General features: G+C 39.4%; 14 protein-coding genes. 4 read left to right on the forward strand and 10 right to left on the reverse strand.

Annotated features, from left to right (window positions below; genetic code table 11):
- Positions 1 to 22 precede the first annotated feature (22 nt).
- From MKX82_RS10685 to MKX82_RS10725, 9 genes are all read right to left on the reverse strand, one after another.
- Positions 23 to 2,305: a putative bifunctional diguanylate cyclase/phosphodiesterase gene (locus MKX82_RS10685; protein WP_341077040.1), complete on the reverse strand. Its 2,283-nt coding sequence runs from the start codon at positions 2,303 to 2,305 to the stop codon at positions 23 to 25.
- Positions 2,306 to 2,374: 69 nt separating this feature from the next.
- Positions 2,375 to 2,941 carry a hypothetical protein gene (locus MKX82_RS10690; RefSeq protein ID WP_233313727.1) on the reverse strand — a complete coding sequence of 189 codons (567 nt, stop codon included), beginning with the start codon at positions 2,939 to 2,941 and terminating at the stop codon, positions 2,375 to 2,377.
- A 255-nt stretch (positions 2,942 to 3,196) separates the two neighbouring features.
- Positions 3,197 to 3,556 (reverse strand): DUF4181 domain-containing protein, encoded by a 360-nt coding sequence (locus MKX82_RS10695; RefSeq protein ID WP_341077043.1) that lies wholly within the window; start codon positions 3,554 to 3,556, stop codon positions 3,197 to 3,199.
- 445 nt (positions 3,557 to 4,001) lie between these two features.
- Positions 4,002 to 5,243 (reverse strand): SH3 domain-containing protein, encoded by a 1,242-nt coding sequence (locus MKX82_RS10700; protein WP_233313725.1) that lies wholly within the window; start codon positions 5,241 to 5,243, stop codon positions 4,002 to 4,004.
- Positions 5,244 to 5,595: 352 nt separating this feature from the next.
- A complete protein-coding gene (locus MKX82_RS10705) occupies positions 5,596 to 7,686 on the reverse strand; it encodes a bifunctional aldolase/short-chain dehydrogenase (RefSeq protein WP_341079502.1) in 2,091 nt (696 codons plus the stop codon).
- Positions 7,687 to 7,775: 89 nt separating this feature from the next.
- Positions 7,776 to 8,495 carry a LutC/YkgG family protein gene (locus MKX82_RS10710; RefSeq protein ID WP_233314747.1) on the reverse strand — a complete coding sequence of 240 codons (720 nt, stop codon included), beginning with the start codon at positions 8,493 to 8,495 and terminating at the stop codon, positions 7,776 to 7,778.
- Complete coding sequence (locus MKX82_RS10715; RefSeq protein ID WP_341077046.1) at positions 8,482 to 9,921, reverse strand: LutB/LldF family L-lactate oxidation iron-sulfur protein; 1,440 nt, start codon at positions 9,919 to 9,921, stop codon at positions 8,482 to 8,484. The genes MKX82_RS10710 and MKX82_RS10715 overlap by 14 nt, the downstream gene beginning before the upstream one ends.
- 1 nt (position 9,922) lies before the next feature.
- Complete coding sequence (locus MKX82_RS10720) at positions 9,923 to 10,645, reverse strand: (Fe-S)-binding protein (RefSeq protein WP_233314746.1); 723 nt, start codon at positions 10,643 to 10,645, stop codon at positions 9,923 to 9,925.
- 270 nt (positions 10,646 to 10,915) lie between these two features.
- Positions 10,916 to 11,965: an LLM class flavin-dependent oxidoreductase gene (locus tag MKX82_RS10725; RefSeq protein ID WP_341077048.1), complete on the reverse strand. Its 1,050-nt coding sequence runs from the start codon at positions 11,963 to 11,965 to the stop codon at positions 10,916 to 10,918.
- 240 nt (positions 11,966 to 12,205) lie between these two features.
- Between MKX82_RS10725 and MKX82_RS10730 the strand changes: the two genes are divergently transcribed.
- The 3 genes from MKX82_RS10730 to MKX82_RS10740 all read left to right on the forward strand — a co-directional run bounded on the left by MKX82_RS10730 (position 12,206) and on the right by MKX82_RS10740 (position 16,065).
- Positions 12,206 to 13,006 carry a MurR/RpiR family transcriptional regulator gene (locus tag MKX82_RS10730; protein ID WP_233313721.1) on the forward strand — a complete coding sequence of 267 codons (801 nt, stop codon included), beginning with the start codon at positions 12,206 to 12,208 and terminating at the stop codon, positions 13,004 to 13,006.
- A gap of 136 nt (positions 13,007 to 13,142) precedes the next feature.
- Positions 13,143 to 14,708 carry a PTS transporter subunit EIIC gene (locus MKX82_RS10735; RefSeq protein WP_341077051.1) on the forward strand — a complete coding sequence of 522 codons (1,566 nt, stop codon included), beginning with the start codon at positions 13,143 to 13,145 and terminating at the stop codon, positions 14,706 to 14,708.
- Position 14,709: 1 nt separating this feature from the next.
- Entirely contained in the window at positions 14,710 to 16,065 is a 1,356-nt protein-coding gene (locus MKX82_RS10740) for a 6-phospho-alpha-glucosidase (RefSeq protein WP_233313719.1), read from the forward strand.
- Between the two features lie 56 nt (positions 16,066 to 16,121).
- On the opposite strand, the gene MKX82_RS10745 is transcribed toward MKX82_RS10740, so the two are convergent.
- Positions 16,122 to 16,451 (reverse strand): DUF3889 domain-containing protein, encoded by a 330-nt coding sequence (locus MKX82_RS10745; RefSeq protein WP_233313718.1) that lies wholly within the window; start codon positions 16,449 to 16,451, stop codon positions 16,122 to 16,124.
- Positions 16,452 to 16,624: 173 nt separating this feature from the next.
- On the opposite strand from MKX82_RS10745, the gene MKX82_RS10750 reads away from it, so the two are divergent.
- Positions 16,625 to 17,197, forward strand: coding sequence for a biotin transporter BioY (locus tag MKX82_RS10750; RefSeq protein ID WP_251648075.1), 573 nt, complete (start codon positions 16,625 to 16,627; stop codon positions 17,195 to 17,197).
- The last annotated feature ends 52 nt before the right edge of the window (positions 17,198 to 17,249 follow it).

Genomic DNA, 17,249 nt, shown 5'->3' on the forward strand with positions numbered 1-17,249 from the left:
GCTTTTTGATTCCATTATTCTGTCACAATGCATTGTTCACAAGAAACTTCTCACAGTCTTCCACATTTAGCGGCCGGCTGAACAAGTAACCTTGCAATTCATCACATTGGACTTCTTCTAGAAATGCTCTTTGATGTTCGTCTTCTACACCTTCCGCAATTACTTTTACGTTTAATGCCTTTGACATCATTACAATCATTCGGACAATCGCTGTATCTTTCTCGCTTTTTTCCAACGAGGTGATGAAAGACCGGTCAATTTTTAATCTGTCAATCTGAAATTTGCTTAAATAATGCAAAGAGGAATAGCCTGTTCCAAAATCATCAATGGCAATATTAAAGCCCATTTCCTTTAGACAAGCAAGCTTGGACATATTTTGTTCAATTGGTCCCATCGCAATACTCTCCGTTATTTCTAGCTCAATGTTTTTTGGATTTGCACCAGTTTCGTTCATAATCGTCTTTACTAGGTTAACGAAATTCTCTTGCTGAAACTGCAGAGATGAAATATTGACAGCAATTCGTAAATCAGGGAATCCCTTTTTACACCATAGCACAGACTGCCTGCAAGCCTGCCATAAAACACTTTCTCCGATTGGCAAAATGAGGCCTGTTTCCTCAGCTATGGGAATAAACTCACCTGGCGGAACAAGACCGATTCCTGGTCGCTCCCAGCGCACCAATGCTTCCACGCCAACAATTTGACGAGTGTGTAAGGATATTTGCGGCTGGTAATGCAAGATGAATTCATTTCGTTCAAGCCCTTTTCTTATCGAGCGCTCTAATTCCATTATAGACTTCATACTCATGGAGCCATTATATACTTTAAAATGATCTTTACCATTTTCTTTCACATTGTACATGGCCGTATCTGCCTTCATCAATAAAGCATCTAGGTCGCTGCCGTGATCAGGATACATAGCAATGCCAATACTTGGTGTAATATTCAATTCAACATTATTTATAAAATAGGACTCTCGCAAGCTCTTAAGTATTAATTGCGCAAGTTCTTCGATTTTACAGATCTCTGCATTTTCAATCAGGAGCGCATACTCATCACCGCCAATTCTGCAGACAACCCCATTTGGGGAAACGTTGGCTGACAATCTTTCCCCCACTTCCTTCAAAAGCAAGTCACCATAGGAATGGCCAAGACTGTCATTTATATGCTTGAATCGGTCTAAATCTAGAAGGATAAAGGCAAGCTTTTTACTTGAGCAGTTATTCTCTAAAGCCTGTGCAAGCCGCTTTTCCATATACCTGCGATTTGGCAGTCCTGTAACAACATCATGAAAGGCAAGGTATTCCATCGAATTGATAATTTCGACGAGCTTGTCTGTCCTTTCTTTTACCTTCTGCTCTAAACCTTCATTTAATTTGTTTAAATCATCGACTAATCTGTCGTTTTCAAGCAATGTAAAGATTTGCCTTATTATCAGCAGGATAATGCTGATAGATAATCCAAGAAAAACCGGATGTGTGCCATACAGCAAATACGTAAAATAGAAGGTCAATATCAATACACCAAAATAGGGAATAATATGCTTTATGTAAATATTTTCATTTTCCTGTGTGTTATTGCGCGATAATGCAAAAGCAGGCGCTGGTTGATGATAGATACCTGAGAGCCCAATTAAAAGGGCAGATAATATCCACATTGGTTCATTAATACTGCCGACAGAATAAGCATCGATCACTTTAAGATAAGTAAAAATCGTGTCTGCGACTATTTGTGTAAGTAAACCAGCAACAAGCAGAAAGGTAGTTTTCTTAGCCAAAACTCTTTTCGATGTATTAAAAAGACTAATTACCCCTACTAGGACAATAAGATCTAATATGGGATAAATTAATTCTGTTAACGAAAAGCTAATATTAGCAGATTGACTGAATAAAGGTCTAATTAAAAACAACCAGCTAAAGGTTACTGCTGCCGACATCGCAATTAAGATATCCAGCAAAAATCTAATAGTTAAAAGCGAACTTTTTATCTGGTTAATCAGGACAAGCAAGGACAAAAAATATAAAATGTTCTGTACGATAAAAAATTTCTCTGCTAATTTACCATAGCCGCTATTATTATTTAAAATAAATTGGTTATAGCTCCAAAGCATTGTGCCGACAAGATAGAACAGCACCCCTAATGCAAGCAAAAGCCAAAAGCTTTTAGCTGAAGTTTTATCTTTTAAAAATGTGGATAGGATCCAATAGATAGATGCACTGCAGGCAATCAACTGGAAGCTTACACCGCCCCAGTCCAGCAGCTGTTGATTGCTGCTGAAGATGATATTCCAAAGGACGTTTGCCACAATAAAAAAAAACGATGAAGGAATAGGCAAACCGTTTTGTACTTAGACTAGACATCTATATCTCCATTCTTATTTAAATATCGTTTTTCTTTTTATATCTTTTGGCTGAATCAGCCAAGAAAATTTATCTTTATGTTCATATATCTCTTGTGGATATAGGATAGCAGGAATGACATAATCTCCTTTATAGTATATTTTTTCGCCGGCAGTTTCCAGTGGTATTTTGTAAACAGTTTTTAATGCTCGAAAAAAAACTCTTTCCAACAGAACGACACAATGGGTGATTTGGCGGGATTGTGCGTAATCCACATACAAAGTTAACAGCCTTTCTAAATTTTTGCCGCGATGGTTCTTTAAAATTGCTACCTTATCAATCTCCATAATTTGCTCTAGTTTCAACGATTTAATTTTCTCCAGCTCGTGAAAGGGGAAAACACTGTTAATATTATTAGTCGGATGAAGAGAATATGGCTTAAATTCAATAGTTCCTACTTTTTGTTCATTTGGATCAATTATTAAAAAACGGTCTGCATCCATCTCAGACATTTCAAAGCCATATCCCTTTTCAACCCAGCACTCCATCCAGATTTGATTAAACTCATTAAGCAATGCAAACGAATCAACTTTCATATACACATTACTTCCCTCCCATAAATTACAAGCTATATGCCTTTCTAGTATGTATGCAAGGTTATTATACTTATTTTTTCTTAAGCTAGTAACGAAAAAAGTGAAAAAAATCTAATAAAATGAAAACGTTTTCCAGTAGGTTCCACAACTGTCAAAAAAGCGGATAATTTTATTGCTGATTTAGACATTTCTTACTTTATTTGGATACGTAAAATTTATTTACAAGAGAATAAAAAAGCTAAGCGGGAATCCGCTTAGCAATTAGACTTTAAGTATCCATTCAAAATATATGGCGAGATAAAATGCTACTCCAAAGATAATCATGAAAATAATGGTGCCAATATATTGTTTTGATCCTTTTATGTATTTCCATTCCATGAATGCTTCGTATCCGAATATGACAAGCACATATGCCGGCCAGATAAAGGAGCAATCGGCATCCAATATAAACGGCGAGGTACAAACGATTAATATGGCGATGATTCCCCTTCCGAATATGTCTGCCTTCTTTCCCTCTGTTTTAGATACCTTCTTTTTTTGAACACCCAGCAATTTAAATAGGAGTTTTTCAATTAAGTATACACCTGCCCATACTATGGCAAATAAGATGATATATTTCATGCTGCTTATTATTTCCTCTCTATTTTCTATTGTTTAGCTTATTCAGCTACAGGTGAATCTTGCTTCTCCCAGTCTGTCGGTCCTTTTAGACGGCACAAATTTTTGCCAATACTCACCGGTTTCTTTATTGAATAAAAGAATATTATTATCGTTTACTGGAATTACCTCATAGTTTCCTTCGATTTTATAGAGCTGGCAATGCCCCAGCAGCCTGCTGCTACGCAAAGTCCTAGAAAAATTATGGAATAGGCCAAAAGATTTTTATGCATCTAACAACTCCTTCCTTATTTATCCATTATAACCTTTACAGTTATTAACAGATAGACTTTTTTCTGAGCGTGTTTATGAAAAATAAAAAAAGCTGCCAAGCGGCAGCTTATAAAATCATCCTTTTCATATACAGAAGCACTTATTTAATAGAAAGGAATTGCTGCATTCTTTTAGATTACTTAACCGCCGTAATAACCATCTGCTGCCCTCTTTTTGCCTTTACAGTTAAAGTAGCCTTTTGCCCTTGCTTTTCATAAAGGCTGTTGAGGATTCCATCTGTTTCCGGCTTTGCAGCATAAGTAACGCCGTCATTTGTAATAAAACGCACGGTGCCATCTGGACTAATTCCGCCAATTGTCGCCTCCACCTTCAGGAGACTGTCAGAAGATGTAATCGCAGGTATGTTAATAACTTGGCCGACTCGAAGTTTAGTTGGATCAACATTCGGATTTGCTTCTTGTAATAGGGAAACAGAGATTCCATAACTTTTGCTGATTTTATAAAAAGTGTCACCCTTTTTAATAGTATATGTTTTTGTATCCTTTGCAGTTTCCGTATTTTTGACAGCTTCACTCGCTGATGTCTTATTTGCTAAGTAAGCACTGCTTACATAGGCTTTTTTCCCTTTGTAATCGATTGAGGACCAGCCATTTTTGTCTGCTTTCACTGTAACTTTCGCTCCTTCTTTCAATGAGCCAAGTACAGCATCTTTTGTAGACGGGCCGCTCCTCACCCTTAAAGAGTCTGCTGTCACGTATTTAGTCACTGTCTTGATTGTTGTTTCCGATGTCTTAACAGCCGAATCTGCTAAATAAGCAGCGCTTACATAGGCAAGACGGCCATCAATAAGAATGCCGGCCCAGCCGTTTTTAATAAATGAAACTTTGACCGTATTCCCCTGTTTCAGCTTGCCGATAATGCTGCTGTCTGTTGTTGCCTTTGCACGAATATTAAGCACGGTTGCTGTTACTTTTTTGTCTTGCACCTTTGGCAACAAAATTTTATCCCCTTGGGACACAGTGCCATTCACATTTGTAATCGCTTCTGCCGTTACGCCATGAGTAGCTGCAATCTCTGTAATTGTTTCATTCTTTTTCACTTCATATGTATATTCCTGGATGCATGCAGAAGCAGTACTTGCGCCTAATGAAAAGAGAACCGTAAAAATCCCTGTAACTACAAGCCGTTTTGCCGGACTTGCTTGCACCATTTTCCTAACCTTTGCCACATGCTCCATAAAGCTTTCTTTAATGCTTTCCAGAACGGATTTGATATTCCAAGCGTCTCTTATATCTAAGCTTGGAAGATTTCTCTCTAATTCACGCTTTTCCATTCTAGTAGTATAGACAGGTTTGTCTGTATGTCTGTTTCTCCTTAAGACTTTAAGCTCGCCGTCAGCTCCTACTAAACTTGTCATGAATAAAACGACCCCCAATAACTCTTTGTAATATAATATTAAGACATCTAGGAAAAAGAATATATGCGATAAATGGAGGATTCCAACCTATAACTATTTGCCCAAAGATTACCAACCCGTTGTCAATTTACCCGAGGTTTTGCCGAAAAAAACATTATTCTCCCAATCTCCTTCCATAATTAGTGAAAAAACAGTTAAAATGTAATACTTTTGTCATAGTATTATCCTTGATTTTTAATCTTTAATATTTTTTGTCTATGACAAGGTTATTTTCTATATTCGCATAAAATCCCTCTGCTTTTTCCTTATAAAATAGAAAACAGGAGGACAAATTTTGTCCTCCTTCTCTTATTTATCTTGTAAATGCTGCTGGAACTCCACCGTCGACTGTAATCATGCAGCCTGTTGTTTTCTCTGCTTTTGATGATGCAAAATAGCTGATAGCTTCTGCAATATCTTTCGGATAAATGTTAACAAGTAAAGTGGTGCGTTTACGGTAATGCTCATCAAGCTGATCTGGTTCAATTCCGTAGGCTGCCGCTCTTTCTTCACGCCAGCTAGATCCCCAAATAGCAGAACCTTGCAAGACTGCATCAGGCAGTACTGAATTGACGCGGATGCCATATTCTCCTCCTTCGGCAGCGATGCAGCGGGCAAGATGTGTTTCCATTGCCTTGACTGCACTGTATGCAGCTGCGTTTTTGCCTGCATAAACGGAGTTTTTCGAACCGATGAATACCATGCTTCCGCCTAGAGCCTGTTCCTTCATTTGTTTAAATGCTTCTCTTGCAACAAGGAAATACCCTGTGCCAAGCACATTCATATTTAAATTCCACTCTTTTAACGATGTTTCATCAAACGGGCTAGAAGTTGCCAAGCCTGCATTATTAACGATAATATCAACACCGCCAAAAGCAAGAGCTGTCCGCTTGTAGGCAGCTTGTACTGCTTCCTCACTTGTAACATCCATTTTCACTGCAATAGCACGCTCTTCTCCATATGTCTCATTGATTTCTGCGGCTACCTTTTCTGCACCTTCTAAGTTCAAGTCTGCCAGAACAACATGCGCGCCTTGTGATGCGAGCAGCCTGCATGTTTCACTGCCGATTCCGCCAGCTCCGCCTGTGACGAATGCCACTTTACGTGAAAATTCTGCTTCCTTAGGTGCTAGTGATAATTTATACAGCTCTAATGGCCAATATTCCACATTGAAGGATTCATTTTCATTCAAGGACACAAAGTTTCCTAGTGCTGTTGCACCTTTCATAACAGAAATTGCTCTGTGATACAAGGCACCGCTTACTTTAGACATAGCAACGTTTTTGCCTGTGTTAACCATGCCGATTCCTGGTATTAAAATAACGCGGGGTGCTGTTTCAAATATTTGATCTCCTTCATTCTTATTTCTATCAAAATAAGCTGTATAGGATTCTTTAAATGCTGCTATTCCCTCTTTCACTGCTTCCTTCAATGCAGCGATATCCTTTGTTGCTGGGTCCCATTCTACATATAATGGCACCATTTTTGTATGAACTAAATGATCTGGACAAGCTGCTCCGACTTGTGACAATGTTTTTGCATCATGGCTGTTCACAAACTCAAGGACGTCTTCTCCTCTGTCATAAGTTAACAGCATCTTCTTTTCTTCACTAACAGCTCCGCGGATAACTGGCATAACAGCAGCCAAAATCTCTTCAGCATCTTCCACGCGTAGTGAATCATATTTAGCGCCGCCGAATGTTTGTGCTTCGTTTATTTTACTATTAATATAGGATTCTGCTTCATTAATGATAGAAATTGTTTTTTCATAGCTTTCCGAAGCTGTATCTCCCCACACAACTAAACCATGCTTTTCCATTAGTACTAGCTCAGCATTGGGATTGTTTTTTACCCCTTCTGCTATCATTTTAGATAAAGTGAATCCAGGGCGAATGTATGGAACCCAAACAAAGCGGTTGCCGTAAATTTCTTCAGCAATTTGCTTGCCGTTATCTGCACAGCAAAGGCTAATGATTGCATCAGGGTGCGTATGGTCTACATGCTTGAATGGCAAAAATGCATGCAATAATGTTTCAATAGATGCACGAGGATGTTTGCTGTCGATCATGCAGTGTGACAAATATTCAACCATCTCTTCATCTGGCATTTCTTCTTTTTCAATAAGCGGGGTGATGTCGTCTAGTTTCAAACCTGTAAAATTATGCGCTTTCATTGTTGCTAAGTCAGAGCCGCTTCCTTTTACCCACATCACTTCAACTTCACGGCCTCTGAAATCTGTTACGGTTGTTTTCATGGAAGTATTTCCGCCGCCCCAGTTGCAGACAGCCCGGTCTGTCCCGATTAAATTGGAGCGATAAACTAACTCATCAAGTCCACTAGCTAATTGTGCTGCCTTTTCTTCTTGCCATAAGCTTTTTACCATTTTTGTTCTCCTCCGCTTTATCTTTTTTTATGTTTGTTTTATCTGTTTTTATTATAACTCACTTTTGTTTATTTTGTATATACTTTTGTTTTATTTTTATTTATTTTTGTTTATTTGTCTTTTACAAGTATATAGGTAGCTTTTATCGGTCCATGGACGCCAACAATAAGATTAAGCTCAATGTCAGCACTGTTGCTTGGTCCTGTGATAAAGTCAATGCAGCTTGCAATATCCTCGCCATCCGCTACAAGCTTGGCAATCGCTGTTGCTGCCTGTGTCATTCGCGGCACAACCGTGCTTTTTGGCACGATTGCGATAAAGGTTTTGGGCAGAAGGCTGACAGATCTGCCTTTATTACGGTTGGAAAATAACAGTACTGTGCCTGATTCAGCCAATGTCATGTCGCTGATTGTAATACCAACATCCGCTGTTTCAGCAGCGTTTATATTTTCTTGCTTTTTGGTGTTATCCCAAATATAAGTGCTAATTCCGTTTACTTTCCATTCATTCTGTTTGATTTCATTAAGGCCGTACTCATTAAAGCGGGGGTCATCATATGTAATTACTGAACGCAATTGATTAGTTTTTAAGATCTTTTCCATTGTTTCAGCAACCTCATCAGCAGATGCCTCTATATAGTCTGTATGGATGACTTCGCATTGCTTTTTCAGCACTTCAGCCAAGTCATCCTGATTGGCGTTTTGCAGGACATTCAGCTGGGGCTTATAGTTCCAGTCAGGTTTTTTAATAGCTTGCCCTCTCGGCCGGTTCAGCTTTTGGGCGATATGGTCCAAAAATGATTCCTTATTTGTGACATTACCCTCCATTATGCTGATCCTCCTGTTTTCTTTTTTGTTTATACCAATCTCGGAATCTTTGTTTGCTTGGTGCCGGCAAGTCGCGGGTATCTGTCCAAAGCTTAACTGGACCAGGCCCGCTTTTAATGCTGTTATCCTTAGTGAATGGTTTGAGAGCAACTGGAGCTGATTTTGTGCCAGCCTGGTAAATGCTCGGATGTTTAACAGCAAACTCATAGCCTTTCATCGCCAGCTTTTCTGCCATCGGGGCCTTCCCTTCATCCTCCACTATTTTGCGGCGATGCTTAATCAGCAATTCATGAAGGGGTATTTTCACTGGACAAGCATCTGTACAAGCAGCACAAAGGGACGAGGCGTAAGGCAGTTCTTTATATTCTTCATAGCCTCCAAGCAATGGTGTCAAAACAGCTCCAATTGGACCGGGATAAATGGAACCATACGAATGGCCGCCAATATGACGATAAACAGGGCAGACATTAATACATGCAGCACATCTAATACAATGGAGCGCACTTTGGAATTCTGTTCCAAGAATATTGGATCTGCCATTATCAACGATAACTAAGTGAAATTCCTCTGGTCCGTCTACATCGCCTTCTTCCTTCGGCCCAGTTAGACCTGTGATATAGCTTGTTAGTTTTTGGCCGACAGAGCTGCGGCACAGTAAGGAAACAAGGATATCAAGCTCCTCCCATGTCGGGACAATTCTTTCCATTCCCATGACAGTGATTTGTGTTTTTGGAAGTGCAGTCACTAGTCCTGCATTCCCTTCATTAGTGACGAGACAGACTGTGCCAGCATCAGCAACAGCGAAATTACAGCCTGTTATCCCTAAATCTGCTGTCAAAAATTCCTGGCGCAGCTGTTCTCTCGCAAACAATGCCAATTCTTCTGGTATTTCTGTTTTTTGGTAGCCTTTCTTTTCCTTAAACGTATCTCTGATTTGTTCTTTATTTTTATGCAGTGCTGGCACGACAATATGGGATGGCGGATCATGGTCATCCAACTGGAGGATATATTCTCCCAAATCGGTTTCTATCACTTCACATCCGGCAGCCTCTAGTGTTTCGTTTAAATTGATTTCTTCTGTTACCATCGATTTAGACTTCACGATTTTTTTTGCTTGTTTTTTTTCAACAACGCTTTTAATATAATCGTTTGCTTCTTCCTTTGTTTTAGCAAAAAACACATGGCCGCCTCTTTTAGCTGTATTTTCACTGAGTTTTTCTAAATAGTAGTCCAGATTCTCCAGCGTATGTGTGCGGATTTCCTCTCCAAGCTTGCGCCATTCCTCCCAGTCTCCAAGCTCCTCCACTGCTGCAAGCCGCTTGCCTTGCATTCTCTCTTGTGCGGAAGTAACAGCAGAGCGCATAAAGCTGTCTTCCAAACCATCCTTTACTCTTGCGAAAAATGGCTGATCTCCTATTTTCATCGGCATATTATTTCACCTCACTATTTAGAACTTCTGCTATATGCATCACTTTTATTTGTTTACCTTGTCTGTTGATATAACCGCCAATATTCATTAAACAGCCGCAATCAGCACCAATCAGCACATCTGCATTGGCTGCTTCAACCGATTCAACTTTTTCCTGCACCATTTGTTCGGAAATTGGCCCCATCTTTACAGAGAACGTGCCGCCAAAGCCGCAGCAATTTTCACTGTTTGGAAGAGGATTAACTGTTAAGCCGTCAACCTGTGAAAGCAGCTTGCTTGGTGCATCCTTTACTCCGAGCAGCCTCGTCATATGGCATGATTTATGATAAGTAGCACACGCCGGCAGGCTTGCCTTGACATCCTCAACTTTTAAAACCTCCACAATGAATTGTGTCAGCTCATAGGATTTGGCTGCGAGTTTATCTGCTCTTTCCTTCCATTCTTTTTCGTCTTTTAATAAGTGCGGGTATTCATGAAGCATGGCCACACAGGAGCCAGATGGAGCGACAACATACTCTGAAGCTTCAAATACCTTAATCATATGCTTGGCAACTTCCTTTGTTTCTTTGTGATAACCGCTGTTAAAGGAAACTTGGCCGCAGCATGTCTGCTGCTCAGGAAAATCGACTTCACAACCAAGCTTCTCCAATAATTCCACCGTGCTTTTTCCGACATTGGAATAAAACATGTCTGCTAAACAAGTTATAAATATTGAGACTTTCATCATATCTCCAAACCCTTTCTTGTAAGCCTTTTCTTTTTATTATGTTTCTATTATACTACCAACATCTTGTTTTTTCATCTGTTTTTATTTGTTTTTTTGTATTTTTACAAAATAATATGTTTGTATTGTTGTTTTTAGTTTGTTTTATTTGGATTTCGAATACTACCGCTATATGCACTCGTTAATTATTATGATAGCTGCAGAAAAATCAGCCATAAAAAAACCTGCATACAGTTTGTTTCCAAACTTGTTTGCAGGTTTGCATATTTCTTATAGTGTTTTTTCCCAATCCGCTACTTCTTTGCGGACAATTGGTGCAACTTCCTTGCCAAGCAGCTCAATTGCTTTCATAACGTCTTCATTTGGCATACTGCCGACAGGTACATGAAGCATAAATCTATTTACACCGACATGTTTGCGAAGATGGATGATTTTATCTGCAACTGTGCGCGGATCGCCGACATATAGTGCGCCCTCAAAGCTTCTAGCCGCATCAAAGCTTGCCCTGCTGTATGGCCCCCAGCCTCTTTCCTTACCAAGGACATTCATTGCCTGAGCTGTAGACGGGAAGAATTTATCAGCTGCTGTTTCCGTTGTTTCCGCTACGAACCCATGCGAATGGGATGCAACTGGAAGCCGAGCTGGATCATGACCAGCCTGTGCTGCTGCTCGCTTATACAGCTGCACTAATGGTGCAAATTGCACTGGGCTCCCACCAATTATTGCTAAACATAACGGCAGACCCAAAATACCGGCCCTTACAGCGGATTCCGCATTACCGCCGCTTCCTATCCAAATCGGCAGCGGATCTTGAACAGGTCTTGGATATACGCCTCTATTATTAATAGCAGGTCGATACTTGCCGCTCCATGTTACCATTTCAGACGATTGAAGCTTTAACAGTAAATCAAGCTTCTCGTCAAAAAGCTCATCATAATCCTGCAAATCGTTGCCAAACAGCGGGAATGATTCAATGAACGAACCTCTTCCAGCCATTATTTCTGCTCTTCCGTTTGAAATTCCGTCAAGTGTGGCAAAATCCTGATATACTCTCACAGGATCTGCCGAAGACAACACAGTTACCGCACTTGTCAGCCTAATATTATTTGTTTGTGCTGCTGCAGCTGCAAGAATAACAGCTGGTGATGATGCCGCATAGTCTTTTCTGTGATGCTCTCCTACACCAAAAATATCTAATCCTACCTTGTCAGCAAGAACGATTTCTTCCACAACTTCTCTGATCCGCTCTGCATGCGAGATTGTTTTGCCAGTGTTCGTATCTGGTGTTGTTTCTACGAACGTACTTATTCCAATTTCCATGTAATTGCCCCCAAAAATTTCACTTGTTTTTCCTACAAATTCTTTTCTTTCTTATTAAATCAATATACATATGCTTATTCAACTATTTTGACCTATTCATGTGGAGATAAACGTATACAAAATATCTGCTGTATTGGTGAACAATAAACAGAAGCGTATTTTGCAGATTTAGACTATTTTATTTAGTACAGCTATTGATAAGATACATATATAAAACTTTATATGAGGAATGATTTATTCGTGAAAAATATTGATCATCTTTACTTTGATTATGCTAATGAAAGACATTTAACAGAAGCAGAGAATGAAATCCTTCTGTTTTTAATCCGAAAAAAATTAGAGAACGAAACACTGAGCATCCGCGCTGCAGCACTTGAATTATTTGTGTCGACTACAACGATTATCAGGCTTTGTAAAAAACTGGGGTTTAGCGGCTATAGTGAATTTATTTATCATTTGAATTTAAAGGCAGCAAAGCTTGTAGACATTGATGCTGAATACATAGAAGACATTCATCAGCCTTTAACAGAAGCAGTAAATACATTTAAACAGCATTTTGAACAAACGTTTGATTCATTAAATGAAAAGAGCATTGAGCGATTTTTATCTGTCATCAACGAAAATAACATGATTTATTTCTATGGAGCAGGCTTTTCAACATTATTCGCCAATTACTTAGCAAAAAAACTGGAGCTGTTCGGTTATTATGTATCGAATTCATCGACTAGTGACAGCAGGGCGATATTTCTCAACAATATTGAAAAATACAGGCTGCTTATTATCTTTTCCCGCTCTGGAAACACGGCGAAAGTCGTCGAGAAGGTGGAGATTGCTAAAGAAAGAGGATTAACAACGATTCTATTTACTGGGAACAGCAAAAGTGCTACTGCTAATATTGCCGATATCGTTTTTACTGTTCTTGATCCGACGATAGAATCACAGCAGGAATTTGAAGTTACTTCCTATGAGTCGAATATGTTCATGCTCATTGACCTGCTTTTAGCACTTGCTGTTAAAAAAGGCATTATCACTGAATATTAAAATACTTAAGAATGTAACATGTTACATGATTGAAAGACAAAGTACAGATGGCTTGAATACCCTTTCAAAGGATACGGCATGCCGCTATACTTTAATTATAAGTTGATAACGCTTTCGCACATAAGGAGGATCATATATGAAAAGAATGGTGAATGGTCTCCAAGCCTTTGGAAAATCATTATTTGCACCAATATTGTTACTGCCGATTATCGGACTTTTTATCGCTTTTGGCAATGTGTTTGGAAATGGAAATCTTGCACAATACATTCCATTTTTAGAGATACCTATTATTCAAAATACAGGCAAGTTTATTTCTGCTTCTGCTGTTTCTATCCTGCAGAACTTGGCATTAATATTTGCTGTCGGTATTCCGATCGGGCTGGCAAAAAAGGATAAAGGCTATGCTGCCTTAACAGGACTAGTTACTTTCGTCATCTTTATTAATGCCATGCATCAAGTCTTAAATCTCACGGGACGGCTTGTGCCGCTAGAATCCATGCAATCAGCTGGACAAGCAATGGTGCTGAATGTGCAAGTGCTTGAAATGGGTGTTTTCTCCGGCATTATGCTTGGGGCCCTTGTCGGAATATTGCATAACAGATATTGTGACATCGAATTTAAAGGTGTATTTGCTATCTACTCCGGCCACCGCTTTGTTGCAATTCTCGCCATTCCTAGTGCGATGATACTAGGTGCGCTGGCTGCAGAGTTTTGGCCATTCGCACAAAGTGCAATCACAACACTTGCTAGCGGCATCAAAAATCTTGGTGTTTTCGGTCTCCTTGTATATGGTTTTCTGGAAAGAATTCTTATCCCGACAGGACTGCATCACCTTGTTTATACACCGTTCCTTTATACAGAGCTTGGCGGTATTGCCCATATCGGCTCAGAGATCATCTATGGTGCGCGAAACATTTATTTTGCCGAAATGGCTGATCCCACTATTGAAGTATTAAGCAGTACAGTTAACTGGGATGCTCGTGGTCTTAGTAAAATGTTTGGCCTAATGGGTGCAGCCCTTGCGATGTATATGACTGCAGATAAAAAGAAAAAGAAAATGGCAAAAGCGATTCTCTTCCCTGCAGCATTCACATCCTTCTTATTAGGTGTGACAGAGCCGCTTGAATTCGCATTCCTGTTCACAGCACCTATCCTGTTCGTTGTTCATGCAGTATTAACAGGTACAGGCATGATGCTGCTTAGCTTATTCGGTGTCCATGCAATTGGTGCAAACGGATTCATTGACTTCCTGCTGTACAATCTTCCGTTAGGAACTACGAAGTCAAACTGGCCAATGTTCATCTTAACAGGCTTACTGATGGCTGCTTTATATTTCATCATCTTCCGCTTCCTAATCCTGAAATTAAATTTAAAAACACCTGGACGTGAAGAAGAAGAATCTGCTTCAGAAAACATAAAACAAGCAGAAACATTGCAAACACCTGGACAAAACAGCTCCCCTACTGCACTAGGTGCTACTATTATTGGAGCGCTTGGAGGCAGTGAAAATATAGAAAATGTAGATAATTGCTATACGAGGCTGCGCTTGATTTTAAAAGACCCAGATGCAGTCAATGAACAAGTTCTAAAGGAAACAGGCTCAAAAGGAATTATTAAATCTGGCAACAATGTGCAAGTTGTATATGGATTGAATGTGAAGAGTGTACGTGACCAAGTAGACCAACAATTAGGAGGATTATAACATGAAAAAATATATCTTAGCAGTTGCAGGCGGAGGAAGCACTTATACACCAGGCATTATTAGAAGTTTAATGGACAGACTGGAAGATTTGCCTCTATCAGAAATACGCTTCTATGACATTGATGGCCAAAGACAAGCAAAAGTGGTGGTTGCTGCAAAGGCTGTTATTGCAGAGTATACGGACTCTATCGTTGTTACAGAAACCACAGATCCGAAAACAGCATTCGAAAATGCAGACTTTGTTTTTGCTCAAATGAGGGTCGGAAAATATGCGATGCGTGAGCTCGATGAAAAAATCCCACTTTCTCACAATGTAGTCGGTCAAGAAACATGCGGACCTGGAGGTTTAGCATACGGTTTAAGAACCATTTCTCCAATGATTGAGCTTATTGATTATGTAGAGCAGTACGCGAAAGAAACAGCATGGATTGTTAACTATTCGAATCCTGCTTCCATTGTGGCAGAAGGTGTTCGCAAGCTTCGCCCGAAAGCAAGAGTCCTAAATATTTGTGACATGCCAGTTGCTACAATGCGCAATATAGCAGCAATCCTTGGTGTGGAACGGGAAGAGCTTGTTGTCGACTACTTCGGCTTAAACCATTTCGGCTGGTTCACTTCTATTAAAGTGGACGGTGTGGAGCGACTGAATGAAGTGAGAGAGCATGTTTATAAACATGGATTATTAACGGAGGATGTTTCTAAAATTGACTACCGTCATGCTGATTCATCTTGGATTAAAACATTTAAGAATATTAAATTGATAATGGATCATTTCCCTGAATATTTGCCAAACCCATACTTGCAATACTATTTGTTCCCGGACCATATTGTAGAAACATCCAACAAAGACTACACAAGGGCTAATGAAGTAATGGACGGCAGAGAAAAAACATTATTTGAAACAGTTGATAAATTTCAGGAAACTGGCATTTTAGAGGATTCCTTTGCAGTTGGTGTACATGGGACATTCATTGTGGATGTGACCGTATCAATCGCTCAAGATCTTGGTAAACGCTATTTAGTTATGACAGAAAATAATGGCACCATTCCAAACCTGCCACAAGATGCAATGATAGAAGTACCTGCATTCATTACAGCAGACGGACCTAAGCCGGAATTTGTCGGGGACATACCATACTTCTATAAAGCGATGATTGAACAGCAGCTCGCTTCTGAGAAGATTCTTGTAGAAGCAATAATCGAAGGGTCATACGAAAAAGCCCTTCAAGCGTTTACGCTAAATAAAACACTTCCGTCTGCCCAAACAGCTAAAGCAGTACTGGACGATTTAATTGAGGCAAATAAAGACTTTTGGCCAACATTAAAAAAAGAATATAAAGAAGGCTTACTAGTGTAAAATCTTCTTTCCATAAACTCCACTAGAGACCTAGTGGAGTTTATTAGTTTATTCACTTATGGAGCCTCTTCTTTCAAGTCCACATTGATCAATCTTTCTGTTCTTGTGTCAAACGTCAAATTAACCATGACTCCTACTTTCTTATCTTGCTGCTTTACAATTAACTTGAACTTTTCAATTGAAGTGCTTTTTTGCGTATCTTTTCCGATATGTTTATAGTCAATAATCTCACTGTTCGGATACTTTTCCTTTGTCTTTGTCATCGCTATCTGGCCCCATTTCACATAAGATGGGAGCTCTTTTTCTGCTGGGGCTGCCTGCGTATGAAATGAAAATAAACAACTGAGTAATGTTATACCAATAATGCTTTTGATCATTTTTTGCATGGGTATTCTCCTTTCTGCTTTTGTTTATTAGTAGTATGAAACAATCCAGCAAGCTTTATGTATGTTCATCTAATTAAATAGGTTAACTAAAAAATAAAATAGGTTGACATATATACAATCTCCCTTTATAGTAAATTTTAGTCAATATACATAATTTATAAAGGATGATTCTTATGAAAAAATGGAGAGCGATTGATATTACAATGGTAGCTTTGTTTGTGGCATTGATGGCAATTGGTGCAAATGTAACGAGCTTCCTAGTAATCGGAGGCGTACCTATCACCTTGCAAACATTCTTTGCGATTATGGCCGGTTTATTATTAGGCAAAAGACTCGGAGCTGTCGCCATGCTATGCTATATGCTGATTGGTCTTGCCGGATTTCCGATATTTTCCGGGCTTTCAGGCGGCTTAAGAATCCTTATTAGTCCAACATTCGGCTTCATTCTCAGCTATATCTTACTTGCCTTTACAGTTGGCTGGATTCGTGAAAAAAACAGCTCATTAGCTGGATTCATTATTAGCAGCTTTGTCGGGTTAATCCTTAACTATCTTTTCGGCACGAACTGGATGTATTTTTCCTATAAATGGTGGGCGCAAGCGCCTGACAGCTTCTCCTATGCTGTTGCATGGAGCTGGATGCTCATACCTCTAATAAAAGATATTATCTTTACCGCAGTGGCAGGAATCATTGCTTACCGGTTAAACAACGCTTATTTCAAAAGAAGCAGCTTAAAAATCCATTAAATAGAAAAGCCGTGCCTTTCAGTTTACTAAAGGCATGGCTTTTCTTCTTCAC

Source organism: Niallia sp. FSL R7-0271, from assembly GCF_038005785.1.
In the GTDB taxonomy this organism is placed as follows: domain Bacteria; phylum Bacillota; class Bacilli; order Bacillales; family Cytobacillaceae; genus Niallia.

What these genes read in the sequence shown, in the direction of transcription:
- MKX82_RS10745 (WP_233313718.1), bottom strand. Translation starts at nt 16,451, where the DNA reads ATGCAAAAAATGATCAAAAGCATTATTGGTATAACATTACTCAGTTGT.
- MKX82_RS10750 (WP_251648075.1), top strand. Translation starts at nt 16,625, where the DNA reads ATGAAAAAATGGAGAGCGATTGATATTACAATGGTAGCTTTGTTTGTG.
- MKX82_RS10700 (WP_233313725.1), bottom strand. Translation starts at nt 5,243, where the DNA reads ATGACAAGTTTAGTAGGAGCTGACGGCGAGCTTAAAGTCTTAAGGAGA.
- MKX82_RS10695 (WP_341077043.1), bottom strand. Translation starts at nt 3,556, where the DNA reads ATGAAATATATCATCTTATTTGCCATAGTATGGGCAGGTGTATACTTA.
- MKX82_RS10740 (WP_233313719.1), top strand. Translation starts at nt 14,710, where the DNA reads ATGAAAAAATATATCTTAGCAGTTGCAGGCGGAGGAAGCACTTATACA.
- MKX82_RS10720 (WP_233314746.1), bottom strand. Translation starts at nt 10,645, where the DNA reads ATGAAAGTCTCAATATTTATAACTTGTTTAGCAGACATGTTTTATTCC.
- MKX82_RS10725 (WP_341077048.1), bottom strand. Translation starts at nt 11,965, where the DNA reads ATGGAAATTGGAATAAGTACGTTCGTAGAAACAACACCAGATACGAAC.
- MKX82_RS10715 (WP_341077046.1), bottom strand. Translation starts at nt 9,921, where the DNA reads ATGCCGATGAAAATAGGAGATCAGCCATTTTTCGCAAGAGTAAAGGAT.
- MKX82_RS10735 (WP_341077051.1), top strand. Translation starts at nt 13,143, where the DNA reads ATGAAAAGAATGGTGAATGGTCTCCAAGCCTTTGGAAAATCATTATTT.